The organism is Shewanella sp. 10N.286.48.B5 (genome assembly GCF_002874355.2).
Taxonomy (GTDB): Bacteria; Pseudomonadota; Gammaproteobacteria; order Enterobacterales; family Shewanellaceae; genus Shewanella.
The window spans coordinates 370,807-397,546 of sequence record NZ_MCVG02000002.1 but is presented as its reverse complement, the minus strand read 5'-3'; the positions used below and the strand labels follow the sequence as shown (position 1 = coordinate 397,546).

24 protein-coding genes are annotated in these 26,740 nt (G+C 42.1%); 14 read left to right on the top strand and 10 right to left on the bottom strand.

Going from position 1 to position 26,740, the window contains the following annotated elements; translation table 11 throughout:
• Nucleotides 1-144 precede the first annotated feature (144 nt).
• The gene (locus tag BCU57_RS16635) at nt 145-735 is read left to right on the top strand and encodes a GNAT family N-acetyltransferase (RefSeq protein WP_102436952.1); all 591 of its coding nucleotides are present in this window, start codon (nt 145-147) and stop codon (nt 733-735) included.
• 92 nt (nt 736-827) lie between these two features.
• Nucleotides 828-2,219, top strand: coding sequence for an NAD(P)/FAD-dependent oxidoreductase (locus tag BCU57_RS16630; protein WP_102436950.1), 1,392 nt, complete (start codon nt 828-830; stop codon nt 2,217-2,219).
• Nucleotides 2,220-2,283: 64 nt separating this feature from the next.
• On the opposite strand, the gene nhaC is transcribed toward BCU57_RS16630, so the two are convergent.
• Complete coding sequence (gene nhaC, locus BCU57_RS16625) at nt 2,284-3,765, bottom strand: Na+/H+ antiporter NhaC (protein ID WP_102436948.1); 1,482 nt, start codon at nt 3,763-3,765, stop codon at nt 2,284-2,286.
• Between the two features lie 461 nt (nt 3,766-4,226).
• Between nhaC and BCU57_RS16620 the strand changes: the two genes are divergently transcribed.
• Nucleotides 4,227-5,291 (top strand): HlyD family secretion protein, encoded by a 1,065-nt coding sequence (locus tag BCU57_RS16620; RefSeq protein ID WP_102436946.1) that lies wholly within the window; start codon nt 4,227-4,229, stop codon nt 5,289-5,291.
• A complete protein-coding gene (locus BCU57_RS16615; RefSeq protein ID WP_102436944.1) occupies nt 5,281-6,288 on the top strand; it encodes a DUF2955 domain-containing protein in 1,008 nt (335 codons plus the stop codon). The genes BCU57_RS16620 and BCU57_RS16615 overlap by 11 nt, the downstream gene beginning before the upstream one ends.
• Before the next feature lie 122 nt (nt 6,289-6,410).
• Here BCU57_RS16615 and purD read toward each other — a convergent pair whose 3' ends face one another.
• Both purD and purH read right to left on the bottom strand, forming a co-directional pair.
• Complete coding sequence (gene purD / locus BCU57_RS16610) at nt 6,411-7,712, bottom strand: phosphoribosylamine--glycine ligase (RefSeq protein ID WP_102436942.1); 1,302 nt, start codon at nt 7,710-7,712, stop codon at nt 6,411-6,413.
• A 486-nt stretch (nt 7,713-8,198) separates the two neighbouring features.
• On the bottom strand, nt 8,199-9,788 hold the full coding sequence (gene purH / locus BCU57_RS16605; RefSeq protein ID WP_102436940.1) for a bifunctional phosphoribosylaminoimidazolecarboxamide formyltransferase/IMP cyclohydrolase: 1,590 nt from the start codon (nt 9,786-9,788) through the stop codon (nt 8,199-8,201).
• A gap of 333 nt (nt 9,789-10,121) precedes the next feature.
• Here purH and zntR point away from each other — a divergent pair, with 333 nt between their 5' ends.
• The 3 genes from zntR to BCU57_RS16590 all read left to right on the top strand — a co-directional run bounded on the left by zntR (nt 10,122) and on the right by BCU57_RS16590 (nt 14,380).
• On the top strand, nt 10,122-10,583 hold the full coding sequence (gene zntR, locus BCU57_RS16600; RefSeq protein WP_102436938.1) for a Zn(2+)-responsive transcriptional regulator: 462 nt from the start codon (nt 10,122-10,124) through the stop codon (nt 10,581-10,583).
• Between the two features lie 9 nt (nt 10,584-10,592).
• Nucleotides 10,593-12,128: an SO_0444 family Cu/Zn efflux transporter gene (locus BCU57_RS16595; protein WP_413211462.1), complete on the top strand. Its 1,536-nt coding sequence runs from the start codon at nt 10,593-10,595 to the stop codon at nt 12,126-12,128.
• Between the two features lie 323 nt (nt 12,129-12,451).
• Complete coding sequence (locus BCU57_RS16590) at nt 12,452-14,380, top strand: multiheme c-type cytochrome (RefSeq protein ID WP_347231994.1); 1,929 nt, start codon at nt 12,452-12,454, stop codon at nt 14,378-14,380.
• Nucleotides 14,381-14,551: 171 nt separating this feature from the next.
• Here the strand turns inward: BCU57_RS16590 and BCU57_RS16585 are convergent, their stop codons facing one another.
• A complete protein-coding gene (locus BCU57_RS16585) occupies nt 14,552-15,346 on the bottom strand; it encodes a S1/P1 nuclease (protein WP_102436936.1) in 795 nt (264 codons plus the stop codon).
• A 326-nt stretch (nt 15,347-15,672) separates the two neighbouring features.
• On the opposite strand from BCU57_RS16585, the gene BCU57_RS16580 reads away from it, so the two are divergent.
• From BCU57_RS16580 to BCU57_RS16570, 3 genes are all read left to right on the top strand, one after another.
• The gene (locus BCU57_RS16580) at nt 15,673-18,885 is read left to right on the top strand and encodes a TonB-dependent receptor (protein ID WP_102436934.1); all 3,213 of its coding nucleotides are present in this window, start codon (nt 15,673-15,675) and stop codon (nt 18,883-18,885) included.
• Nucleotides 18,886-19,014: 129 nt separating this feature from the next.
• On the top strand, nt 19,015-19,494 hold the full coding sequence (locus BCU57_RS16575; RefSeq protein ID WP_241903472.1) for a GNAT family N-acetyltransferase: 480 nt from the start codon (nt 19,015-19,017) through the stop codon (nt 19,492-19,494).
• A 76-nt stretch (nt 19,495-19,570) separates the two neighbouring features.
• The gene (locus tag BCU57_RS16570) at nt 19,571-19,888 is read left to right on the top strand and encodes a putative quinol monooxygenase (RefSeq protein ID WP_102436932.1); all 318 of its coding nucleotides are present in this window, start codon (nt 19,571-19,573) and stop codon (nt 19,886-19,888) included.
• Nucleotides 19,889-19,981: 93 nt separating this feature from the next.
• Here the strand turns inward: BCU57_RS16570 and BCU57_RS16565 are convergent, their stop codons facing one another.
• Nucleotides 19,982-20,245 (bottom strand): hypothetical protein, encoded by a 264-nt coding sequence (locus tag BCU57_RS16565; RefSeq protein WP_102436930.1) that lies wholly within the window; start codon nt 20,243-20,245, stop codon nt 19,982-19,984.
• A gap of 158 nt (nt 20,246-20,403) precedes the next feature.
• Between BCU57_RS16565 and BCU57_RS16560 the strand changes: the two genes are divergently transcribed.
• On the top strand, nt 20,404-21,282 hold the full coding sequence (locus BCU57_RS16560) for a radical SAM protein (RefSeq protein WP_102436928.1): 879 nt from the start codon (nt 20,404-20,406) through the stop codon (nt 21,280-21,282).
• A 76-nt stretch (nt 21,283-21,358) separates the two neighbouring features.
• On the opposite strand, the gene BCU57_RS16555 is transcribed toward BCU57_RS16560, so the two are convergent.
• Nucleotides 21,359-22,066, bottom strand: coding sequence for a DUF3313 family protein (locus BCU57_RS16555; RefSeq protein ID WP_102436927.1), 708 nt, complete (start codon nt 22,064-22,066; stop codon nt 21,359-21,361).
• A gap of 140 nt (nt 22,067-22,206) precedes the next feature.
• Here BCU57_RS16555 and BCU57_RS16550 point away from each other — a divergent pair, with 140 nt between their 5' ends.
• Nucleotides 22,207-22,680, top strand: a complete 474-nt coding sequence (locus BCU57_RS16550) for a GNAT family N-acetyltransferase (RefSeq protein ID WP_241901083.1) — start codon at nt 22,207-22,209, stop codon at nt 22,678-22,680.
• A 27-nt stretch (nt 22,681-22,707) separates the two neighbouring features.
• Here the strand turns inward: BCU57_RS16550 and BCU57_RS16545 are convergent, their stop codons facing one another.
• From BCU57_RS16545 to BCU57_RS16535, 3 genes are all read right to left on the bottom strand, one after another.
• On the bottom strand, nt 22,708-22,902 hold the full coding sequence (locus BCU57_RS16545) for a helix-turn-helix transcriptional regulator (RefSeq protein ID WP_102436925.1): 195 nt from the start codon (nt 22,900-22,902) through the stop codon (nt 22,708-22,710).
• Nucleotides 22,899-23,321 (bottom strand): hypothetical protein, encoded by a 423-nt coding sequence (locus tag BCU57_RS16540; RefSeq protein ID WP_102436923.1) that lies wholly within the window; start codon nt 23,319-23,321, stop codon nt 22,899-22,901. The genes BCU57_RS16545 and BCU57_RS16540 overlap by 4 nt, the downstream gene beginning before the upstream one ends.
• Nucleotides 23,322-23,584: 263 nt before the next feature.
• Nucleotides 23,585-24,418 carry a mechanosensitive ion channel family protein gene (locus BCU57_RS16535; RefSeq protein WP_102436921.1) on the bottom strand — a complete coding sequence of 278 codons (834 nt, stop codon included), beginning with the start codon at nt 24,416-24,418 and terminating at the stop codon, nt 23,585-23,587.
• Nucleotides 24,419-24,729: 311 nt separating this feature from the next.
• On the opposite strand from BCU57_RS16535, the gene BCU57_RS16530 reads away from it, so the two are divergent.
• Nucleotides 24,730-25,197, top strand: coding sequence for a hypothetical protein (locus BCU57_RS16530; RefSeq protein WP_102436919.1), 468 nt, complete (start codon nt 24,730-24,732; stop codon nt 25,195-25,197).
• A 99-nt stretch (nt 25,198-25,296) separates the two neighbouring features.
• Here BCU57_RS16530 and BCU57_RS16525 read toward each other — a convergent pair whose 3' ends face one another.
• Nucleotides 25,297-25,506, bottom strand: a complete 210-nt coding sequence (locus BCU57_RS16525) for a YdcH family protein (protein ID WP_076539247.1) — start codon at nt 25,504-25,506, stop codon at nt 25,297-25,299.
• Nucleotides 25,507-25,810: 304 nt separating this feature from the next.
• Between BCU57_RS16525 and udp the strand changes: the two genes are divergently transcribed.
• Nucleotides 25,811-26,569, top strand: a complete 759-nt coding sequence (gene udp / locus BCU57_RS16520; RefSeq protein WP_102436917.1) for a uridine phosphorylase — start codon at nt 25,811-25,813, stop codon at nt 26,567-26,569.
• Nucleotides 26,570-26,740: the final 171 nt, after the last annotated feature.

The window sequence follows — 26,740 nt, the reverse complement described above, 5'->3', positions numbered from 1 at the left end:
CCTTTTGTTTAATTGCAATCGATTCTGCCAAAGGGATCTCACTGTGTTATCGCCAAATTATCACAAAAGTTTAACATCGTTATTTTTGCTAAATAATTGTGCTATCTTGGCGATATATTAAGACAACCTGGAGTCAATATAATAATGATAAGAAGCTTAACTCCTGATGATTTTCAACAAGTTATTGAACTCGGAAACTTGGTTCATGGTGAAGGGTATTTAAATCTATCTTCGCTTGAAAAAATTTATCGAATGGGTATAAAAAATAATATCAATGCTCACTTCATCGCAGAAAGTGAACAATTATCACCAACTAAAAATACCCATAATTCGACGGCTAATATTGTCGGTTTTAGGCTGACTTATGCCGCTGGGAAGTGGCCAGTTGATCAATGGTGTACTCCTGAAAAGTGGCCTGTTACTGCTGAAAACATGTGTTATTTCAAATGTAATACAGTAGCAGAAGCATATCGCGGTCAGGGGATTGGTTCTAAATTACTGCAAGCGTCTATTGCGGCTGTTAAGCAACAGGGCGCCAAAGCGGGTGTGAGTCACTTATGGCAACAAAGCCCAAATAACTCGGCGGTAGGTTACTTTACTCATGCTGGTGGGCAATTAATTAAACAACATCCGAGCCGTTGGAACCAAAAAGTAGACGGTAGCGATTATCTTTGTGTGCTTTGCGGCGATGATTGCCACTGCACAGCTTGTGAAATGGTGATTGAATTTAGCTAACCATTTATAGAGAGACGTTATCAAAAGGCTTTATTGCAGATTTTAGTGCCCGCATTTGCACTCATATAACCAAAATAAAAAGAGCCGCTGCTATGTATGATCCTTTAATAACCCCGAATGCTGCTTCACAACCACTGGCCAATAGCTATTGGGCAAGTACCCAAGCTTTGCCGCCACGCTTACCTCACCTAAGTGGTCATCAGCAAACGGATGTCGCGATAATTGGCGGCGGTTATACAGGATTACTGACGGCATATTATCTCGCCAGTAAATACCATATAGATTGCCATGTATTAGAGGCAAACCAAGTGGGTTTTGGTGCCAGCGCCCGTAATGCAGGTTTTGTATTAAAGGGCTCGGGCAGGTTGGGCTATGCCGCTATGGCAAAACGTTGGGATTTAGCCACCACTAAAGCCATTTATGGCGAGTTTAGCCAAGCTGTCGAGCGCGTTGAATCACTAATTCATAAATACAATATAGAGTGTGATCCGCAGGAGAAAGGCTACTTAAAGGTGGCGCATAACCCTAAGGCGTTGCAGCAGCTTAAAACAGCCGCTGACTTTATTCAGCAGCATTTAATACCTTCACCATTAGACAGTAAATCACCCTCGTCAGCAGGCTCTGCAAATATGGATCAGCATGCGCAATTTATTAATGCTGCAGACTTTCGCCGAGATTATTTAAATCATCACCAAGCCTATGGCGCACTGCGATTAAGTGATGGCTTTGGGGTAAACCCGCTAAAGTTATTGCTGGGCTATAAATCAATGGTTGAGCATCAAGATGTCACCCTATCTGAAAGCTCATGCGTGCTTGACTGGATCGAGGAAAATGGCAAGCACCGTCTGTTCACTGAGCATGGTGAGTTAAGCGCAAATAAAGTGATAGTGGCCGCCAATGGCTATACGCCCAAAGCGTTTAATCACCGCATTGATGAAAAGTTTTTGCCAATACTCAGTAATATTATCGTCACTGAGCCACTTAGTGCTGATGAGCTGCAAGCCGCTGGTCTATTTAGCCATCAAGTAACCATGGACACCCGCATTTTAAAATATTACTTCAGGTTACTGCCTGATAATCGATTACTGTTTGGCGGCCGCGGCGCTGTGTGGGGGAAAGACGCTGCAGATCCGATTTATGGTCAGCGACTCAAGCTGGCCATGAATAAATGCTTTCCTGCATTAGCGACTAAAAAAGTGGCCTATAACTGGACGGGCTGGATAGCGGCATCAATGGATGATATGCCCCATGTAGTTGAGAAAAACGGCGTGGGTTACAGCTTAGGTTATTGCGGCGCTGGGGTGTCTTTTAGTGCACAAGCGGCTTTTCGATTAGCCCAAAGTATTGCCGGTGAAACACCAACTGAAATTGCTAATTTACCACTTTATCAAAACCCATTACCCCGTTTGCCCTTTGCTAAAGCAAGGCGAATAGGGCAATGGGGTTACTATCATTATGGCTGGTTGAAAGACCGTTTTGGATAACAGCTTATATAGTCATTTATATAGTCACTTATATAGCAGCAGGCTAAGTCCGTATTTTTGAAATTTATAAACCTTCTGTGAGTTGCAGTGATTCATCTAGCGGTTGTATTTTGATATTGAAATACGCATAGGATGCACTGATGAATGGGCAAACTAGGTTAAAGATTGCATAAGGCAAATAAGCAATGGTTGCTACGCCTAAGGTACTGGCCATGAAAGCGCCGCAGGTATTCCACGGGATAAGTGGGCTAGTTACTGTAGCTGAATCTTCTAGAGTACGGCTTAGATTAACTGGCGCCAACTTGCGTTTTTGATATTCAATTTTTAGCATTCTACCGGGCAGTACAATGGCAATATATTGATCGGCAGTAATAATATTTGCGCCGATACAAACTCCCAAAGTGGTGATAATTAAGCTGCTAGTCCCCGTCACTAAACTTAAGATACTTTCCAGTAAGCGCGATAATGATCCTGTCACTTCCATCACGCCGCCAAATGTCATGGCGCAGAGGATTAACCAAACCGTGGTGACCATGCTGCTCATGCCGCCGCGGCTTAATAAGTTATCTAAAACCGTGTCACCTGTGGTGGCCACATAACCATCAAACATCGCAATCCAAATACCTTTAATGAGTGCTACTATCGGTAATAAGTTGTCCTCATTAACGTAGCTGACCACATTATCAAATTGGAAAATCGCCGCACAAATAGCCCCAGCAATTGTCCCTAGAATTACGGTAGGAAAGGCTGGCATTTTTTTGTTAGCAAAAAATAACACCACTAATAAAGGAATAAGCAGATGCAGGCCAGGTTGATAAGTTGCTTCGAGGAGCAACAGGGTGCTATCAAGATCTGAATTGAAGCTAGCAACATCGGCTGATAGCCCTAAAACAGTGAAGACAATTAGCGCAATGATAATGCTGGGGACGGTAGTCCAAGTCATGTATTTGATGTGGCTGAAAATATCAGAGCCTGCAACCGCTGGCGCTAGGTTGGTTGTGTCTGATAATGGTGACATTTTATCGCCAAAATAGGCGCCGCTAATAATCGCGCCAGCGGTGATATTAATATCTAATCCCATAGCGGAAGCTATACCAATTAAGGCAATACCTAGGGTACCCGCCACAGTCCAAGAGCTACCAATACTGATCGCGACCACGGCACATAAAATACAGCTAGCGGCATAAAAATATTGAGGGTGCAAAATCTGCATGCCGTAATAAATCATTGTCGGCACCGTGCCTGCCAAAATCCAAGTGCCAATCAGCGAGCCCACGGTAAATAGAATTAACAAGGCGCCAGTGGCAACACCAATACTTTTAATGATGCCGCGTTCCATTTCATTCCAGCTATAGCCATTTTTATAGCCAATTAAAATGGCGATACAGGCCGCGAGGATCAGCGCGATTTGGTTGGCACCAGATGAGCTATCGGAAGAAAAAAGATAAACCGCTGTGCCAAGCATTGCTATGAGGGCAAAGACGGGTGCAAGGGCATCGAGCAAACTGGGCTGTTTGTGTTTGTTTAGCTTTTGCTTATCAGACATTGAGTGATCTCTATTATTATTTTTTTGGGGTGTGATGAGATTTTTTATATTTATGCTGGCTGTTGCGCTGTCAGTATTATTTGTTATTAACTTGTGACAGGGTGACATCCTGCCATAGGTCTAAGGGGTAAGTCGATGTTTTATGGCAATGACCAGCAGTGATAAAAAATGTGGCTCTTTGGAGCTGATGAGGCGATTGTGACTATTAAGTTAACTCAGTAAAATAGCTATTCGCTTAGGCTAATAAAAGTGAATAACTATGTAAAATTTATAATGTAGTTATTATCGAAACCTTAGCCTTTGTTTGAATAAATAGTCTTTGTATGAATAAATTTTTATCATTCTTACAAATACTTGTATGTGTATTTTTGCTTATATCCTAGACTGTATTATTGAGAGCTTAGAGTTCAGTTTCAGCACTATTTCAGCACTATTTCATCATCAGTAAGAGAGTTAATGCCATGTCCGCAGCGGAAAAATCATCTCGTAAGTTAAGTTTTTATATTATCGGCGTGATCCTGTTTGTGTGGTTGTATAGCCTATGGGCCGATAGAGTCACCCCTATGACAGGCGATGCGAGAGTCCATTCCTATTTGGTGAGAGTTGCCAGCCAAGTGGCTGGTAATATCGTTGATGTTAATGTCAAAAATAACCAAGTGGTAGAAGCGGGTGAGGTGCTGTTTAAAATCGACCCACGCAACTATCAAATTGCCTTACAGTCAGCCCAAGCTAACCTTGCTATCACAGGGCAAAGTATTGGCGCCAATACTGCAGCAGTTGAAGTTGCTCAAGCGAATGTGATTGATGCGTTAGCAGCTCGCAATAACGCCAAAGAGCAAGCGGTAAGGATCACCGAGTTAGCAGCGCAGGGGGTATTAAGCCAATCTGATTTAGACAATGCAATTGAGTCTCGAGATCGAACCCAAGCCAGTTATAACGCCGCAGAAGCCTCATTAGTACAAGCCAAACAAAATTTAGGCCCACAGGGTGAAAATAACCCGCAGTTATTGGCGGCCATGGCCAACCTTGAGCAAGCGCAGCTAGACTTACAGCGCACCGAAGTGATTGCGCCTTCACAAGGTGTCGTGACCAATTTACAACTTACTCTAGGGCAAAGAGCCACGGTTGGCACGCCGATGCTGACCTTTATTGATCCCCGCGGTATTTGGATTTCAGCACTGGTTAGAGAAAACTCCCTAGAGCATATTCGTGAGGGGCAACGAGTTGAAATTGTGCTCGATGCACTGCCAGGGAGGGTGTTGAATGGCAAAGTCGATAGCATAGGTTGGGGGACTGGTGGCAGTAATAATATTGACCAAGCAACAGGCTTTTTAACCGCAGATACCACTTCGTTAAATGCCCAGCGTTATCCGGTTAACATTGTTTTTGAAAACGATGATATACCGCAAAACATTCGTTATGGCTCCCAAGCTACCGTTGCCTTTTTTACAGAGCAAAGCAGCTTTGGCGAATGGTTAGCTAAAATTTGGATCCGAGTTGTGAGCGTGTGGACCTATGTTTCGTAATGCGGTGAATCCGATCATCAGGCTGGTATTTTTCCCGGTCTTTTTGCTGTTTTATTTGCAATACTCTGGGGCGGCTATGCCTATTTTAGCGCCGATGTTTGTGGTGATATTTTTAACCATCATGCCATCAAAGCCGCCTATGAGTATGTTACTTAAACTGCTTATCATATTATTCTTTCTTAGCTTTATATTGGTGTTTCTTGCTGGGGTGTTAAAAGACACTCCCACAGGTTATGCGCTATTTTGCTGGGGATTATTTTTTTGGTGCTTTTACCGCAGTCATCACGATCCTAAAGATATGCTTGCCACCTTAGCCTTAATGGTGGTGATTATCATGACAGTGATGAATTTCCAAATGGGTGCGCCAGTGGACGTGTTACCTTGGTTGATGTTTGAAGCCTTTTTAATTGCCATCGTTATCACCTACATCAGTTTTTTATTATTCCCAGGTGATGAGCAAGATATTTTAATGGATGAAACCGTTAAAGAAGGGGCGCAAACTAACATTGGGCTTATCATGTTTAAAGCCACCGCCATGTGTATTACGCTGGTGGTACTTATCAGTATTGGCAGTACGCAAACCATGCTGATTGCCATCACCATTGGCAGTTTGATTAAAATTCCTATCTCGAATGATCATCGTATTTATAGCCAGAATAAAATTGTCACCACCGCCACTGGGATCTTATTTACCTTACCTGTGATGCTACTGTTTGCCTTTGGGGTTTCAACTTGGATGTTAATTGGGGTGACGTTATTTTGCGGGCTGCAGTTAGCTTGCTTTGGCATTCGTCGACAATGTCGCTTTAGTATTTACCAGTTATTGTTTACTAATTTTATCGTATTAACGTATCAAATCATTAAGCACCAAGCGGCAGATTCACTGTCGTCTGAATTTACCCGTTTAATCTCGATTGTTATCGCCATACTGGTTGGGGTGTTGATTTTGAATTTAAGCAAACACTCGGCGGTGCCTTTAGTAAAGGAAGATAAATAGTTTAATAAGCTCCTAATACTTTAATGGAATTGAATTTTGAACGCTAAAACAAAAATCCCTGTGACTTTTGGCATTAGTTGCCATCACAGGGATTTTTTTAATTCAGCATTAGGCTAAAAAAATTAACCTTTATCTTGCTCACGTGCGATAGCGCGGTAGGCAATATCAGTGCGGAAGTAGACGTCATCCCAGTGGATAGCATCGACTAGCTTGTATGCGCTAGCTTGTGCTTCTGTCACAGTGTTACCTAGTGCTGTGGCACATAAAACGCGGCCGCCTGCAGTGACAACATGGCCGTCTTTCATGGCGGTGCCAGCGTGGAATACTTTGGCGTTGTTATCACCTAATGATAAACCGTCAATCACGTCAGCTTTACGGTAAGCATCTGGGTATCCGCCTGCTGCAAGTACAACACCGACTGCTGCGCGTGAATCAAATTCAGCTGTCACTTTATCTAACTCACCCCGGGTAGCGGCTAGACAAAGCTCAACTAAGTCTGATTGCAGACGCATCATGATTGGCTGCGTTTCTGGGTCGCCAAAGCGGCAGTTGTACTCAAGTACTTTTGCGCTGCCATCTGGAGAAATCATTAAGCCTGCGTATAAGAAGCCGGTGTAAACATTGCCTTCTGCTGCCATGCCGTCGACCGTTGGGCGGATAACATTAGCAATGGTCCAGTCGTGAACAACTTGGGTCACTACTGGTGCAGGTGAATATGCACCCATGCCGCCAGTGTTAGGGCCGTTATCGCCGTTATCACGGGCTTTATGGTCCTGGCTGGTGGCCATTGCTAAAATGTTTTTACCATCTACCATTACGATAAAGCTGGCTTCTTCACCTTTTAAAAATTCTTCGATAACAACCCGTGAACCTGCTTCACCAAACTTGTTACCTGCTAGCATGTCTTCGATTGCGGCGTCAGCTTCAGTTTGGTCTGCCGCGATAATCACGCCTTTACCCGCTGCTAAGCCGTCAGCTTTAATCACCACAGGGAAACCTGTTTTGTTGGTTAACTCAACTGAGTAAGCTTTTGCTGCTTCAATTTCAGTGAAGTTTGAGTAGTCAGCTGTTGGGATGTTATGACGTGCTAAAAAGTCTTTAGTGAAGGCTTTTGAAGACTCAAGCTGTGCAGCGCCTTGAGTTGGACCAAAGATAGGCAAACCTGCTTCGTTAAAGGCATCCACTACGCCAAGTGCTAATGGTACTTCTGGGCCAACAATGGTGAGTTCAATTTTATTATCTTGAGCAAATTTAACCAGCTCTGAAATTGCTTCAACCTTAATGTCGATGTTTTCTAGTTTTGGCTCTAAGGCTGTACCAGCATTACCTGGTGCAACAAATACTGTGTCAACTTGTGGTGATTGTGCTGCTTTCCAAGCTAACGCATGTTCGCGTCCGCCGCCACCAATAACAAATACTTGCATCTTTTAATCCTCTTATAGCTGCGCCATGGTCTCAATTTCTGCTTCAAGCATGCTCACTTATGCTTATAAGCTCCGCGTGTTTTCATTGAACTTGAAACAATGGCTTGCTCTAATATGCTTAAAAAGTCCATTGTCTCAATTTCTGCTTCAAACATGCTCACTTATGCTTATAAGCTCCGCGTGTTTTCATTGAACTTGAAACAATGGCTTGCTCTAATATGCTTAAAAAGTCCATGGCCCCAATTTCTGCTTCAAACATGCTCACTTATGCTTATAAGCTCCGCGTGTTTTCATTGAACTTGAAACAATGGCTTGCTCTAATATGCTTAAAAAGTCCATGGTCTCAATTTCTGCTTCAAGCATGCTCACTTATGCTTATAAGCTGCGCTTACTTTCATTGAACTTGAAACAATGGCTGGCTCTAATATGATAAAAACTAAATTATAAAACACCAATGACTTAAGTTAAGTCATTGGTGTTGGCGTTTTAGTGACGGAAGTGACGCATGCCAGTAAATACCATGGCAATGCCGTGCTCATCTGCCGCTGCAATGATTTCTTCATCACGGATTGAACCGCCTGGCTGAATGATGCAGCTGATACCAGCCGCAGCTGCTGCATCGATACCGTCACGGAATGGGAAGAAGGCATCTGATGCCATCACTGACCCTTCAACCACTAAACCTTCGTCTGCCGCTTTAATGCCTGCAACTTTTGCTGAGTAAACGCGGCTCATTTGGCCTGCGCCGACGCCGATAGTCATGCCATCTTTTGCGTAAACAATTGCGTTAGATTTAACGAACTTAGCCACTTTCCAGCAGAACATTAAGTCAGTTAGCTGCTCGGCGGTTGGTTGCACTTTTGATACCACTTTAACGTCAGCCACATCAACCATGCCTTGGTCGCGGTCTTGAACTAATAAGCCGCCGTTAACACGTTTGAAATCTTGAGTAGTGGTTTTAGTATTCCACTGACCACATTCGAGTAATCGCACGTTGGCTTTAGCGGCAACGATGTCGCGTGCTGCCGCACTAACTTTAGGGGCAATGATCACTTCAACAAATTGACGATCAACAATGGCTTTCGCGGTGTCAGCATCTAATTCTTGGTTAAAGGCGATGATGCCACCAAAAGCTGATGTTGGGTCAGTTTTGAATGCGCGATCGTAAGCTTCAAGGATCGTGTTACCTAGGGCCACACCACAAGGGTTAGCATGTTTTACGATGACACAAGCTGGGCCTTCAAATTCTTTCACACACTCTAGCGCAGCATCAGTATCTGCAATGTTGTTGTATGACAGGGCTTTACCTTGCAATTGTGTTGCACTTGCAACCGATGCTTCATCAATGTTGCTATCAACATAGAAAGCCGCTTTTTGATGGCTGTTTTCGCCGTAGCGTAAATCTTGTTTTTTGATCAGCTGAGTATTGAACGTGCGTGGGAAGCTAGAATCTTCGTGGCACTCATCTTTACTGTGTGTAGGCACCATAGTGCCGAAGTAGTTAGCAATCATACCGTCGTAAGCGGCAGTGTGTTCGAATGCGGCAATGGCTAAATCAAAACGTGTTTCTAAGGTGGTGCTGCCGTTGTTTGCTTGCATCTCTGTAATCACGCGATCGTAGTCACTGGCGTTAACAACAATAGTGGTGTCTTTATGGTTTTTCGCAGTAGAACGTACCATGGTCGGGCCACCGATATCGATGTTCTCAACGGCGTCAGCTAACGTACAACCTTCTTTTGCCACAGTAGAAGCAAATGGGTAAAGGTTAACCGCAACTAAATCGATGGGTTTAATGGCATTTTGTTCCATTACGATTTCATCAATACCGCGACGGGCTAAGATGCCGCCGTGTACTTTTGGATGCAATGTTTTAACACGACCATCCATGATTTCAGGGTGACCGGTATAGTCAGATACTTCAGTGACAGGAATATTATTGTCAGCAAGTAATTTGGCTGTTCCGCCTGTAGAAAGTAGTTCTACGCCTTGCTCGTGAAGTGCTTTAGCAAACTCAAGCATTCCAGTTTTATCAGATACACTTAGCAGTGCGCGACGAATAGGTCTGACAGTATTCATGTAGGTACAGTGTCCACTATTTATTTTAAGGAAGTTTGGCAAAACAAAGCAGACATCGACATGGCTCTGCTTTGCAAAATTCCCTTAATGTTTTTACTTGTTAGGGGGTTGCTGCCTATAGACAGGGCGCGCGCATTTTATCGCAAAAGCACCATATAGGGTGTTTTTTCTGCGCGATTTCACAATATTGAAATAAGAACAAAGTTACTCACAAAATTTTATTCTATAAAAGCCTTGACCTTGGATTTAACTCTAAGGTTTATAGTAATACTTATACTCGTAATGATTATCTGTGTATTGCATCAGAATGTTTATCTTACTCATGGTGAATTTATGTATCGAATAGGTGAAGTCGCGGCGCTGTTTAATGTTAAAGCTGACACGCTGCGGTTTTATGAAAAACACGGTTTATTAGCGCCCTCTAGCCGCTCTGATGCGGGCTATCGACTTTATAATGAGGATGATACTGCCAAGTTAGGTTTTATTATTCGCGCCAAAGCGGTGGGCTTTAGTTTGAATGACATTGCCGAGTTGTTATCCATTGAGTTAGATAAATCCAACTGGGCATGTGCCGATGTAAAAGGGCTGGTGGACTCAAAGCTTAAACAAGTACAAGACAAGATGGCCGAGCTCGCCAATTTTGCTAACTCATTGGGCAAATTATCAGCGGCCTGTTGCGGCGGCCCTGAAAGCGCTGAACATTGCTCAATTTTAGAAGCATTAGAGTCAACAGATAAAGAATTAAATCCAAAAGCTGAACAGCAACGTCATACAGCAAAGCAGCCTCAAGGTTAGGAGCGCATTATGTTATTAAGCAATTTTTTAGAGTTATTTTTAGAGTCCGCTCCGTGGCTATTATTAGGCTTAGTGTTGGCCGGTTTGTTGAAAGTGTTTGTGCCCATGGCATGGATGCAAAAACAACTTGGTGGTCACGGCTTAAAAACAGTAGTTAAAGCAGCTGTGATTGGCGCGCCGTTACCTTTATGTTCTTGCGGGGTTATTCCTGCTGCAGTGGGTTTGCGTCGCTCTGGCGCATCAAAAGCGGCTACAACCTCATTTTTAGTATCAACGCCTGAAACTGGGGTGGATTCGGTTACGGTATCTTATGTGTTGTTAGGGCCATTTATGGCCATTGTGCGTCCGATAGCGGCGATCACCAGCGCCATTGTGGCGGGTTTATTAGTCGGTCGTGATGATGACGATGGTAAGGTCGTCAGCGAAGTTAAAGACGATGCTGCTACTAATACAGCAACTAATACCGCAACTACAACAGCGATGACGATGAAGCCTGCTGCTAATGCATCAGTGATGCAGCCAATGAGTGCCGCTGTTGTAAAATCAGTGCCAGTCGCTAAAGCCAGTAGTTATTGTGCGAGTAAATCTGAATCCGTTAAGGTTGAGGCAGCGAGTTGTTGCTCGAGCAAGTCTGAATCCGTTAAGGCTGAGGCTACAAGTTGCTGTTCAAGCAAGTCTGAATCCGTTAAGGCTGAGGTGTCGAGTTGTTGTGCGAGCAAGTCTGAATCGGTTAAGGCTGAGGCAGCGAGTTGTTGTGCGAGTAAATCTGAATCCGTTAAGGCTGAGGCGTCGAGTTGTTGTGCGAGCAAGTCTGAATCCGTTAAGGCTGAGGCTACAAGTTGCTGTTCAAGCAAGTCAGAGGCCGCTAAAGAAGAGAAAAGTGGATGTTGTTCAAGTGAGACAACGTCTGCTGCTACTGAAGAAAGCTGCTGTGCATCAACCCAAGACATGGCGACCGAGCTTAAACAAGAAACTATTCTGTCTCGTATCTTCACTGGACTTAAGTATGCCGCAACCGATTTAGTGCGAGATACGACGTTGTGGTTATTAGTCGGATTATTCTTTGCTGCGTTAGTACAAACCTATGTGCCGACTGACTTTTTAGCAAAATGGGGTGATGGCATTCTCGCTATGCTAGTCATGGTGTTAATTTCAGTGCCTATGTATATCTGCGCCACCGCATCAACACCGATAGCGGCAGGCTTGTTGTTAGCAGGGGTATCACCGGGGGCAGTTCTGGTATTCATGATGGCAGGGCCTGCGACTAATATCGCCACATTAGGTGTGGTTGCAAAAGAGTTAGGTAAACGCGCCTTGTTTGGTTACCTGGGCGGGGTATTAGGTGTGGCTTTGGTTGCAGGGATATTGGTTAACTATCTTGTGGCTGAGTTTGGCTTTGTAGTGATGCCGCAAATTGGTGAACACCATGAATTACTCCCTCACTGGTTAGTGCTAAGTTCTGGCATTGTGTTAGCGGTACTAATGGCAAAAGTCGTTTGGGATAAACTGCCTAAAATGAACATAAAACGAGATTGCTGTTCATAAGCTTTGATTGTCCCTTATAAACCACAAAGGCCCTTGAAGGGCCTTTTTTATGCTTCTGTGTCATTTAGTTATCAATAGTAGGCTTGTCTAAATTACTGATACACCCTGTAACCTAGTTTGTTGCTTTTAGTTTGTTAAGTTAGCGCTTAGGTTTTAATTGTTAATATAAGTAAATGCTTAATGAGATCGGGTTCAAACTTTAACTTTAAATAACATCGTTATTGTTAGGTTACTGTTTATTCGTGAACTTAATCACTCATTCCTGCATGCTACCTACTTAGTATGCGCTCCGTACCCATTAAGTGGTACTAACAATCGGAGTGATGATGATGAAACATTTAACGAAACGCAAATTAGCATTCGTTATCGCAGCAGCAATGGGGATTGCGGGTTGTGCTGACGATGGAAAAGATGGACAAGATGGCGCACCAGGTGAACCAGGTCCAGGTCCTAATCCACCAGTGACAGAAGTCAGTGAAGTAACCACTGTTACTATGATTGGTCATTCATTAGAAGAAGGTCAAATTCGCTATGAATTTGAAGTGACAAATGAAGACGGTGAATTAGTTAATGGTTTAGCGAAAGCTGAAGCTAAATTTGCTGAGAAAACTGAAAACGGCGTAGTAATGAACCGTGACGGTGCTATCGGCGGTTATACTGATACAACTAAAGAAGGTGCAGTATTAAACGCGCTTGGCGATGGTCATTATGAGTTCATTGCGCCTATGCCTGCAGTAACAACTGCTTCAGAAGGTATTGTTTGGCTACGTGTTGGCGGTGATAGTTCTACTCAAATCGCACGCTCACAACCTATGGTTGTTGCTAAAGCTGATATGGTTCATACAACAACGACTGAAGCTTGTCAGTCATGTCACGTTGACTATGCAGCATCACACCTTAAACACCCTAGCTACACAGCAATTAATGCTGATGGCGAAGTAGATTTAGTCGGTGGTTGTATGGTGTGTCATAACAACGTTTCTCGCGCTGAAGAAAACGGTGGTTATGCAACCAATACATTGCAAAAAATTGGTCATATCAATCATGTGACTCGAACTAAAGATGGCGAAGAAGTATTAGGTTTTGAAAAAGACTTCGCTGTAACTAATTGTTATACCTGTCACGCTGAGCCAGTGATGAACACTAGCATTGCTGGTAATGGTTGTAGCGATTGTCACTCGACTGATATGTCAGAGTCAGCGGCTTTATTATCAGCTAATAGTGATTTTGATGCCCGTGAACTACACGCTAAAGCTGCAGGTATTACTGAACGCGCAACTATTCGGGCAGAACATAGCACTTCACTTTCAGCTATCTACATGAATGATCTTGGTAATTACTGTACTGATTTGACTTTATTCAAAGGCGAAGAAATGCTAGATATCGAAGCATTATATGCTGAAGATGGAACTGGCACTTTAAGTTACGCAAGTACTTATCTTCATGGCTACAACAACAAGTCTATCGTTGGCCGTGAATCACGTAGTTATGAAACGTCTTATAAAGGCGACGGCAGCAAAACCTTCTGTCACGAAACCTTAGATCTACAAACGCCGCAAATCATGGCAAGCTCTCGTGTTACTTTCAATCTTGGTGAAGATGCTGGCTATGATGGCGTATCTTTCACTAGTTACTCGCCAGTTACTGAGCTTGCAGACCTTAATAACGTGACCGACTATGACCGTCGTCATGCTGTGACAACTGATAGCTGTACAACTTGTCATAACAACGAAACTAACTACCACAAAAATGGTAGTTATGTTGAAGGTGGCTTAGATTGTGTTGCTTGTCATAACAATGGTCAAGATCGTAGCTCTAAAAACTCTGCTCCAGGCTTTGGCCCTATGGTTCACAGCATGCACTGGGGTATCGGTAATGCGCTATCTGGTAGTAAAGTAGATGAAGACGGTAATAATGTTGAAAACTCTGCTGCTAGCTTGAACGCTGATAACTGTGTGTCTTGTCATGCTGAAGGTATTGATTTAGAAGCGGTACCTAATCGGTACATGCGTGCTAAAGCCTTCCATGGTGGCGATACGACTAAAATGGCCAGCCCAATCACGGCTAACTGTTTCTCTTGTCACGAACACAATACAGACTCTGCGCTGAACCACATGGAACAAAATGGTGGTACGATTGATGCTGAAGTCGTTGAAGACTGGTACACACAACCAACAGCTGAATCTTGTGCAACGTGTCATGCTGAAGGTAAATCATTCGGTATCGACAAGTTCCATAACTTCGAACGTTAATGATTCATTATCGACATAAATGCCCTGCAAGGTTATGTTGATAACAATGATTTAATCGTGAGAGATTAAAAACAAAAGAGCCACTATGACTAGTGGCTCTTTTTTACGTTTGTGTTGCAAAATTAATGCAATTTAGCGCAACAAATAAGTCATTTTAAAGACGCTTTAATATTATTGACTAAAAATAATATTCAACTTTTCGGCTAAGCGAATGCCTGCTTGCTGCATTCTTAGCTCCACAGTTGGGGTGTGATCAAAAATATATTGGAAGCGCAAATCAGGCTGATCATCACGATTTTTTTCTAACTCATACGCGGCATCACGCAAAGCTTTGGATTCATCCGCCCACACATAATAGTTTTGACCTTGCCAGTCGCTGATATCTTTTGCTGAAATACGACTAATAAATTTTGTGTATTCGGTATAGCTTAATTTTTGATGCTCAATAAGCTTGCTATCCCACACTGAATGCAAGTTAGTGTCGTCACCAAACCACTTCAATTTAACTGAATTACCGCCGCGATCATGGCTGTGACCTACGTGTAATGGCTGATGAATATCGCCGACAAAGTGCACATAAAAAGCCAATGCTTGCCATTTTTCTTGTTCAGAAGTCGTGGCATTTTTTAGCACTTGTTCATACTTTTCAAGACGTTCAATAATATCGCCTTTCGGGTTTCGGGTGACTGTGTCCCAGGTTTTGCCATCGTCAATTGACACATAATGCCAAGGCGATGAGTGATACCAATTTTTGTCTGAACGGATCTCATCTGCCCAAGTCGACATCTGCGCAAGAGATTCACCTTGAGTTAGTTGATTAATCTTTTCTTGAGCGGTTTTGGATAAATTATTTTGGGCAATTTCACCAATAATACGGTGACCTAATTGGCCAAATGCCTGTGCTTGTTGGCTGGCAAAAGCAGATAAAGCTAGTGTGGCACTGATTAACAATATAGCAGGTTTCATTATTATTATTCCATTGGCATTTAAGTAGCTTGGACCTAGTAAACCACTTAAATGAGGTTAGACAGCGAATGATGAAAGTCACTTTTCAGATTAATTTTTTGTAACTAAAGAGTCTACTTTGCGGCTGTTATTCATGCTTTGTTGTGGATGTTGCGCGAAGTTGACGGTCGCAGTTTAAGTTTTGTTGCTAAATAGTTCAACAATGACATGATTTTGAAACAAATTGGTTATAAACTAGCGCCTGAAGTTTTTACTCTACAAACTTCTTTATAAAGCTAGATTAACTAGTACATAAATAAATATAAAAATATTTCAGGGGTCTGAAAATGTTAAACAATAAAATCAGTCGCTTAGCGCTAGCGACATGCTTTGCTATGGGCGTTGCTCTACCAGCTATGGCAGCAGATACAGCATCAAACATCCGCGGTCAGATTGTTGGCCCACAAGGTAATGCAGTAACAGATGCAACAATTACCATCATCCATGAACCAACTGGGACAGTCACTGAAGTGTCAGTAGGCGCTGATGGTCAATTCCTTGCTCGTGGTCTTCGTGTTGGTGGTCCTTATCTGATCAAAGTTGATTCAGGTAAATTTGCTGATGATATAGAGCAAGATTTATATCTAAACGTAGGTGAAACATTACGTTTTAACCGTACTCTGCAATCTGCAGCTGATATGGAACGTATCGGTGTTGTCGGTAATGCTACTTACTACCGCAGTGCTGGGGCTAACAGCGAGTTTGGTGCAAAAGAAATTGCTAACGCACCAGGAATTAGTCGTGATCTTAAAGATGTATTGCGTCAAAACCCAATGGCTGTAGTGGGTACCGATGGTATTTCCATGAGCGTAGCGGGTATGAACCCTCGCTTTAACACCTTCGTTGTCGATGGTATTTCTCAAAATGATGATTTCGGCCTTAACTCAAATGGTTATCCGACTCAACGCTCACCCATCTCAATTGATGCAGTAGAAAGTGTTGCGTTAAATGTTTCTCCTTATACTGCACGATTAGGTGGCTTTACTGGCGCGCAGATTAATGCGGTAACTAAGTCTGGTACTAACGAAGTTTCTGGTACCGTTTTTTACGAAATGACCAATGACAGCATGGCTGGTGAAGGTCTTACTCGCGCAGATGAAGATGGTGTTCGTGAAAAGGTAGAACAAAAATTCGAAGAAAAAACCTTTGGAGGCACCATTGGCTTCCCAATCATCAAAGATAAACTGTTTTTCTTTGGTTCTTATGAAAGCTTTGATGCGCCAAAATCTGCTGAATGGGGACCTGAAGGAGCTGGTTTTGGCAACAACTCTGACATTACAGAAGCCGAATTGCAGCGTGTGAGAGATGCTGCAGCAAGCATTTACGGTCTAGAAAATATTGGTGCTTACGATAAAACCCCTCAAGAAGAAGATAAGAAAATTCTGGCTAAAATTGACTGGAATATTAACGACGATCACCGTGCCAGTTTTACTTATCAAAATACCAAAGGTAACTTAACTAACAACTTAGCAAGCAACTCAAGCAGCATTAAGTTATCAAGCACTTGGTATAACAAAGAAGAAATCTTAGAGACGTACGCTGCTAATTTATACAGCGACTGGACTGAAGATTTCAGTACTGAAATTAAAGTGGCATACAAAGATACCACTTCAAACTCAAACACCATTGATGACCTAGGTATTGGCCAAGTTGAAGTACAAACTTACTGGTTCCCAAATGCTGATGAACCATGGAAAAGCTTTGGTTCAGGCGACAAAGTTACCTTTGGTACTGATAAATCACGCCAAGCTAATGAGCTAAATAACCAAAATTTAGAAATGCGTTTTGTTGGTGATTACTACTTAGGTGATCATGAAATAGGCTTTGGTGTGCAATACAATAAAATTGAAGTATTCAATTTGTTCGCACAAAACGTATCGGGTAATTGGAGTTTCAAATCAATTGAAGACTTTGAGCAGGCCATTGTTGATGACTTCTTTTATTCAAATGCAAAGTCAGGCAATCCAACAGACGTAGGAGCAGAATTTAATATGAGTACTTTAGCGTTGTTTGCTGAGGATACTTGGAATATTAATGACGACTTAGAAATGACCTTTGGCTTACGCTACGAAACCATCAGCATGTCAGACTCACCTGCATTGAATGATAACTTTGTTGAACGCTATGGTTTTGCCAACAATGCTACTTTTGATGGCAAGGATATCTGGCTGCCACGTATCGGTTTAACTTATATCCTATCAGATGACGTGAAGTTGCGCGGTGGGGTGGGTCGTTATAGCGGTGGTTCACCAACGGTATGGATGTCTAACAGTTTCTCAAATGATGGTAATAGCTTACTAACATATGATGGTGGCTGGGATAACGCATGGGGCACGCCGGACTTTGGTGATGTACCAAGTGACGCACAAGATGGTTTAGTGGGCGGCGATGGTAACACTAACTCATTAGATCCTGATTTCGATTTACCTTCTGATTGGCGTGCAAGCATTGGCTTTGATAGCACCTGGGACTTCGGTGCTCTAGGTCAAGACTGGTTCTTCGGTGGTGAATTCTTATATATCCAAAAAGAAAATGATGTAGCTTGGGTTGACCTTGCTCGTCGTGAACTGAAAACAGATGATAGTGGTCGTGTCATTTATGAAACATGGGACCCATTAGCTAACAATGGTGTTGGTGGAAACACTGACCGTTATGACTTGATGCTGACCAATGCCGAAGAAGATGGCACCAGTAAAACGTTATCTTTTACCTTAGCTAAGAGTTGGGATATGGGCCTGAATATGCGTGCTAGTTATGCATATAACTCAGTAGATGAAGGTAACCAAGGCTCATCTTCAACAGCCACTTCTAACTACCAATACACACCTGTTCAATCTGATCGCAATGGTACCTCTATGGGTCCTGGTTACTATGAAACGCCACACCGTTTCACTGTTAGCCTAGGTTATGAAACTGAGTTTGTTGCTGGTTATGCATCTAGCTTCAATATGTTCTACGAAGCCCGTGAAGGTAACCCGTTAACTTGGGTGCTTGGTTCTTATAAAGACGGTGGTTTCGGGGATCAAAGTGCGTTTTATGGTTCTTCATACTATCTACCTTATATACCAACGGACGCGGATGATCCGTTAGTAGAATATAACGGTTTAACGTACGAAGAGTTCAAGAAGGCGATTGATGAAATCGGTCTGAGTAAGTACGCAGGTGGTATTGCAGGTAAGGGTACTAGTAACCAACCATGGGTACATCAATTAGATTTCCGTTTCACTCAGGAACTACCAGGATTTATGGATGGGCATAAAGGTATTTTATACTTTGACGTGAAAAACGTACTTAACCTGATGAATGATGATTGGGGCCGTGTAGAAACACAAAGCTATGGTAGTAAGAAGTTGGTAGACCATAATTATAACCCAGAAACGGGTGTTTACACTTACTCAGTGCCTTACGGGCAAGATGGGTTAGAGACTGACAATTACAATAGCTATGACGTAAACAAGTCTGCTTGGCAGTTAAAAGTTGGTGTTAAATACAAGTTCTAAATTGAGCTAATTTAACCTAAAAATACCGAGCTTATGCTCGGTATTTTTTTGTCTGAAATTCACTGGTTAATCAGCCTATTTAATCATGCTAGACTGCTCTAATAGCTATTAATTTTATGGTAATAATACATGTCGTTAAAAGAGTTAATGCATTGGAAACTACTGAGCTTTAATGAACTTAGCCTTGATCAGTTATACGAGTTATTAAAACTCAGAGTCGATGTGTTTGTGGTAGAGCAAAACTGCCCTTATCCCGAGCTTGATGATAAAGACCGATTACCGCAAACCAAGCATTTGTTAGGAATGAATCAGCAAGGTGAACTCATTGCGTATACGCGAATTTTAGCGGCAGGTGTGAGTTATGATGAAGCCAGTATTGGCCGAGTGATTGTGGCAGAAAAGGGCCGTGGGCATGGTATTGCACATGCGTTAATGCAGCGCTCAATTAATGTTGTTAAAACTCAGTGGCCGCAAACCAGCATCCAAATAGGCGCGCAACAACATCTCAGCGATTTTTATCAGCAGCAGGGCTTTATCTTAAATTCAGAAATGTATCTTGAAGACGGCATACCGCATATCGATATGCTACTTAATTTACAAAATAACTAGTCATTTAAGACTGCTATAGGAACAGTTTATTTAGTTTGTATTAGCGTATTTATATTATCAGTATTAAGGAAAAATAATGTCAGATTTTATCATCAATAATACCCGTATCGTCTGTGTTGCTCAGTTTGTTGCTAAAGAAGGTAAACGTGATTTACTGGTTGAAGCTCTTGCTAAGCTGATCCCAGCGACTCGCCGAGAATTAGGCTGTATTCGCTACGAGTTAAATATCAGTTTAGATGATGATAGCAAAGTGGCCTTTGTGGAAAAATTTGCCGACAGAGCAGTATTTGATAAACATAATGCGACTGATTATATTCAAAATTATTTCCATAATGTTATGCCTGAGCTTGTTGAGTCACATAAGGTTGAAGTGTTCAATGAAGTGATTGCTTAAGCATTAAACTGATTAGCAAAATGAAAAAAAGAGTGCGAGTGCACTCTTTAAATTATTTCGATTATACGATGATAGCTTTGTTAATCGCTAAGTTTAATGGGGCTTAGGTAATTCCCTTAAGGTTAAATTAGGGTGTAAATTTAACTCACCTTCATGGTCAATAATGGCGATGTCATCTTGCTGAGAAATTACAGCCAGAGGGCCTTCTGGCATGCTTCTCACAAAAAGCAATCTGTAACCAAAGCGGTTTAAATCGTATAGGGCAACTTTTTGATCTGCAGTCAGCAACTCCCAATGCTCTTCATGAGAACGAGGGTTTTCACGTCTTTCACTGAGCTGATATGCGACTTGATTCATAAATCAATTGGCCTGAATAATTATTTTTATTAATCGACTATAAACAAGCAAAATGATCAATTCAAACGTTTTATTGCAAAAAATAGAATAAAAAACAATCTTAACGAGTGTTTTTAATACAAAAAACTGTCATTGATAGGGATTTAGAGGTTATTTAGATGATTCACTATATTGAACCGGTTTATCGACCACCATCAGAGTGGAAGTCGCTGATATTGCAGGTGACCAATGGTTGTAGCTGGAACCAATGTTCCTTTTGCGATATGTATACCCAAGAGCAAAAAAAATTTCGCGCCCACAAAGTCGATGCTATTGAGCAAGATATTCTCAGCGCTGCCGCTTCAGGGGTACCAATCTCTAGAGTGTTTCTAGCTGATGGTGATGCAATGACGTTGCCGTTTAAGCGCTTAAAAGAAATCTGCCAGCTGATTAATAAACATTTACCCAGTGTCACTCGCATTAGTAGTTATTGCTTACCGCGTAATTTAACTAACAAAACCGTTGAACAGTTGGCGGAGCTTAAAGCCTTAGGCTTGTCTTTACTTTATATCGGCTGTGAAAGTGGTGACGATGAAGTGTTAACCCGTATCCAAAAAGGCGAAACCTTTGAATCCTCTTTAGCTGCTTTAAGCAAAATAAAGCAAGCCGGGATCAAGTCATCAGTGATGATTTTAATGGGGCTAGGGGGTAAGGCGCTTTCTATTCAGCACGCTAAGGCATCTGCAGAGTTGATGAATCAAGCTCAGCCTGAGTATTTATCTACCTTGGTGGTGACATTGCCATTGGGGACCGAGAGAATGGATCAGGCATTTGATGGTGATTTTGTGTTGCCCGATCAACTGGGGCTGTTGACCGAAATGCAAACTTTGTTATCGGGCCTTACACTGGAGAAAACTATTTTTCGTTCTGATCATGCCTCAAACTATTTAGTGCTGAAAGGCGTTTTAGGCAAAGATAAGCCGCAATTACTGGCTCAAGTAGAACAAGCGATTAAAGGCAGTATTCCGTTACGCCAAGAATGGCAGCGGGGCTTGTAATTAACAGTGCCAATTGTGGTATCACAATTGGCACAGAGCTTATCGAGTATGTTTTTAAGGCTTATTGCTATTGACTCTATTCTTCGGCTACCGCCGTCATTAAGGCATTTTTGAAATCATTGACCCAGTGACGATAAACCGTTTTAACATCACCCCAATTGAATACTTGGGTGTTTTGACGCCATTGATCAAAGCCCACACCGCGATCAGCCGCTTTGGCTAACACTTCACCGCTTTGTCCATCTTTAAGTACCGCCAATAACACCATTGAGCCTGAGTTCTGCGTATAAGTTTTTCCCATGGAATTATAGCTTCGGCGGGATTTTTCAATTGGCGCGCTTAAGCGGATATCGGTTACAGCGGTTTCAATCACTAAGGTGTTAGGACCTTTTTCTGTGACTAACTCAAAGGGCTGCTCACTATTGAACACATCGCTAACGGTTTTACTAAATTGCAGCGCCATTTTATCAAGGGACTCTTGGGGTAAGTCGTAGGTGGCATTAGGCCCTTCAGTTTGTTTATTAATTCGAGGCGCTCGATAACCTTCAGGATGATCATTGGTGACTTGGGTCGGTTCAAAGTACAGTTTGGTATATTGGCGCCAATTTACATCGGGTCTTGCGTACGATAAGGCCAGTCTGGAGTTATCGACTTTAACTAAACCTTCTTTGGTTATTTCAGCGTCCGGTCCTTGTTGCAGGCTGGCAGGCCCCGATGCACAGCCCATGAGAGTGAATGCTATCAAGCAAATTAAGGGGCTAGCAGTTAAATAAGTCTTGCGCATATAATCAATCCATTAATGTATATTGTGCTAATAAATATGGCAGCTATCACTGCAGAGTCAATAATAGATTTAGCGCTCAGAGTCAGTGTTTGAATTATGGCTTTTGGTTAAACAAGACTAAAAATAGAAGGTTTATGAGCATGAGTTCAAACATGGATATTCGAGTCGATGATTTGTCTGGCGTTGAGGTGGCGGCACTATTAAATGAACACTTGCAGGACATGTACGCCACGTCGCCAGCAGAAAGTGTCCATGCGCTAGATTTAACCAAACTGCGCCAAGATGATATTACCTTTTGGACTGTGTGGGAAAATCAGCAGCTACTTGGCTGCGGCGCAATTAAACAATTAACTGCCAGCCACGGTGAAATAAAGTCGATGCGGGTTGCTAATGCACATCGCGGTAAAGGTGTTGCTAAGCACTTACTGCAACATATGCTAGCGTTTGCTAAATGTCAGGGTTATGAGAAGTTAAGCCTAGAAACCGGCTCAATGGATTTTTTTAAACCCGCAAGGCAATTGTATCAAAGCTTTGGTTTTGACATTGGCGATAAGTTTGCTGATTATGATAATGACCCTAGCAGCCTATTTATGCATAAAACCTTAACGGCCTGAGTGGTATTGAGCTGACGAAGAGGCAGGTTATGCCTCATCTTGAAAGATATCTTCAATGGTTAAACCAAAAAGGCGCGCCGCTTTAAATGCCAATGGCAAACTTGGATCAAACTTTCCTTTCTCAATAGCATTAATAGTCTGTCTGGAAACGCTCAGTAACTCTGCCAGTTGTGCTTGGGTTAAGTCCCGTTCTGCGCGAAGTACTTTTAATCTGTTTTTCATCGGTACTTCCTATTGCCTAAAATTATCCCCACCATGTAGGTCAAACTCATGATGATGACTAAGTGAGATATCTCTGCATGAGCATTAATCAGCCCTGTGGTGTCGAGCGTTGAATAACTGATGCCCACAATTAATCCGACGCCTAAACTCAGCCCCATGGCGTTAAGCTGAATTTTTTGTTGTAGTTCATCAAGGGAAGCTAGGTGTTTTTTATTAGCGAAAATCATCCCGATACCGACCAAAAAATTAAATCCAATCGCAGCGGCGGTAATGATGTCATGTTGCGACCAAATAAACATTGGACCAAAAGTCGATATCGCGAGTGTGATGACCCATGCAGCGGTCCATTTGGCTAAACGATTGCTGTTAACGTTATTGCACTTTTTCCAATCATTTTCTGTTGAGTTAGGTGTATTCATAAATCATTCCTTTCAAGTTAGCTTGTCTTTAAGTAAGGTAAACTTGACCTAACTATGTAACTAAAAATTACTCATGTCAAGTTTTGATGACATTTAGTAAGCAAATGGTGACTTTTACTGATGACTATAACGGTGACAATATAAAGCTGAATTCAGCCAGTTATTATATAAACTGGCTGAGAATACTTAGATATTTTACGTTGAAATAACGATTGTTTACTTAGCTTTTAGCATTCGCCTGAAGACATATTTTACGGGCTAAGCTACTGCTGCAAATGTATTTCTCTTACAGGACATGGAATGGTTATATCAGCTGATTTAAGCGCTTTGATTATGGCTAAATTCGCTTGGTACTTGTCTTCAAAATAGCTATTGGTTGGCACCCAATAACGCACACCGATTTCCATCCCGATACTGTTGAAATCATTAATGCCCACTTGTGGAGTGCGCGTTTGGCTGACGCCTCCATGGCTCATGACAGCATCTGAAATCAATTTAATCACTTGCTGGGGATCGGTTTGATAATCAATATTAAATTGAGTGTCGACTAGCTTATATTCATGAGAGTTATGCAGTATTTCACCGACAATATGTTTATTAGGGATACTGATTAACTCGCCTTCTTCATTGGTTAATATGGTTAAGCCGAGCTGAATTTGTTTTACCACTCCAGCCACACCTTTAATTTCAATGGTGTTACCAATAACAAAAGGTCGGGTAACAATAATGGTGACCCCAGCAGCATAGTTGGCCAGCATCCCCTGAAGTGCTAAACCTGCACCTAATGATGCGGCACCAATTGCGGCCACCATTGGGGTGACGCTAATACCGAGTTTCCCTAGCGAAATGATCGCCACCATCGCAATGATGCAAATCCTCACCAGATTGGAGACAAAATTGCCCAAGGTGACATCAATATCGTGCTTTTCGAATTGGCTAACAACGAAGTTCGATACTTTATTCGCTATCCAGATACCGATAAGTAAGATGATGACAGCGCCAACAATTTGAAAGCTGTATTGCACAATAAATTCAGTAAGAAGGTCGTAGACATTCTGTATTTGCTGCAGTTCTTGATCTAAGCTTGTTTCATTCATGATGATGTTCTTATTTTTGACGAATTAACAGAGAAATAATGCGTGATATTCCAATGGTAATAAAGTCATTTTTGCAATTAATTAACACTTATTGCTGTCGCTACTTTATTGTTGAAGCCTCTGTTATTGCGAATAATTAAGTCTGTATTAATCCGTGAGGTGCATCATGATTCTAATCCAATGTAATAAAGTCGAATCACAGATTCGAGTATAGTGAGTTGGCTATTTTTAATTTAAGACCTTATTAGCAAAAATGCCCAAACAATTTGTCATTTCAAATAAGGGCTTATCACTTAATTCAGGAAAATAACATGAAAGCGCTTTTATTTGCAGTTAGTGTACTTTTTATGGCTTCAGCACAGGCGAATGTGTTTGTCGTGAATGATAAAATTGAGCCAATTACCTTAGAAGATCAATTTGAACAACCGCTAGTGGTTAATGAACAAACTCAAGTGGTTTTGTTTAGTCGCGGCATGAAAGGTGGCGAGTTCATTCAAGCGGCATTAGAAGCTACAACGACTGAGCAGCAACCTGCAAACTTGGTGTATATTGCTGATATCAGCGGTATGCCATCATTGATTGCTCGCTTTGTGGCTATCCCCCAAATGAAGGATTTACCGTTTGCTATGGGGTTAGATCGTGAAGGCGATGCAACTGCAAACTGGCCTACTGAAGAAGATATGGCCACTATGGTGACCCTAGATAAGTTAACCGTTGTTAGCATCGAGAACTTTGATTCAAACGAAACCTTAATCAAAGCACTTAGCGCCGTAAAATAACTGCTCTCGCTAAACAGATGGTTTACATGAGCCAACAAAAAGGACGCTTCAAGCGTCCTTTTTTGATCGCCAATATTGGCGATTAATACGCAATAGCCATTACTGCTTTTGCAGCATGGTAAAAATTTCTTCTTTTAAATGCAGCTTCTTTGATTTTAGTATTTTCAGCTCTGGGGTGCTATCGCTACTGTAATGCTGCTCATGATGTTTTATCTGCTCATCTAGCTGATTATGTTCATCAAAAATCTTTGAGAAATGGGCATTTGAGGTTTTAAGTTTACTGATTAGCTCACGGTACTCTGGAAACATCGACTTACTCCTTTTATCTAATGTTAACTACAAATTAGCGCTACTTGGCTGTAGGTAATGTGACCGGGATCAATAATTAATTGATTGCCCCAAAAACTTTTTAATCAACTAAAATTGGCTATTTAGCCTTTGCTGATTTATGGTGCTGTAAATTAGTGATGTTAGTTACATTTGTAATTTTTAATCATCACTCGAATGTTTAATAACAGAATTTATGTGACCCAGTTAACCTTCATAGCGTGGCTTGTGGGTTACAGTCGTCACAATTAGAATGATATCTTCAAATATGAAAGGGGTTTTCAATATGGCCGACGTATTTCACCTAGGATTAACCAAGCAAATGCTTGATGGCGCAACCTTAGCGATTGTTCCAGGGGATCCTGAGCGCGTTAAGCGCATCGCCGAATTAATGGAAAATGCGACTTTTTTAGCAAGTCACCGTGAATACACCAGCTATCTTGCTTATATTGATGGCAAAGCGGTTGTCGTATGTTCAACAGGTATTGGCGGACCATCAACATCTATCGCAGTAGAAGAGTTAGCACAACTAGGTGTGACGACTTTCTTACGCGTTGGTACCACTGGCGCGATTCAACCACATGTAAATGTCGGTGATGTTATTGTCACGCAAGCTTCAGTGCGCTTAGATGGCGCCAGTTTACACTTTGCCCCACTTGAGTTTCCAGCGGCTGCTAACTTTGACTGTACTACCGCTATGGTGGCAGCATGTCGTGACGCAGGCAAAGAGCCTCATGTGGGTATCACAGCATCATCTGATACATTCTACCCAGGCCAAGAACGTTACGATACGGTCTCAGGACGTGTAACCAGCCGCTTTGTGGGCTCAATGCAAGAGTGGCAAGCTATGGGCGTACTGAATTACGAAATGGAGTCAGCAACGCTATTTACTATGTGTGCAACACAAGGCTGGCGCGCAGCGTGTGTTGCTGGGGTTATCGTTAATCGTACCCAGCAAGAAATTCCTGATGAAGCCATGATGAAGAAAACCGAAGGCAGCGCGGTTGCAATTGTGGTTGCAGCTGCGAAAAAACTATTAGCTTAATATATTTAACTAATTGAATATAAAGGTGCTTAGGCACCTTTTTTATTGCCTTCTTTTTATTGATTTATCCGATTTTTATACAGTTACTGCTAAGCTTTAGCAATGAAATATGATTGCAATATCATCAATATCCTGTATTGTTGACATAATATGTCGTGATATTGACGACCA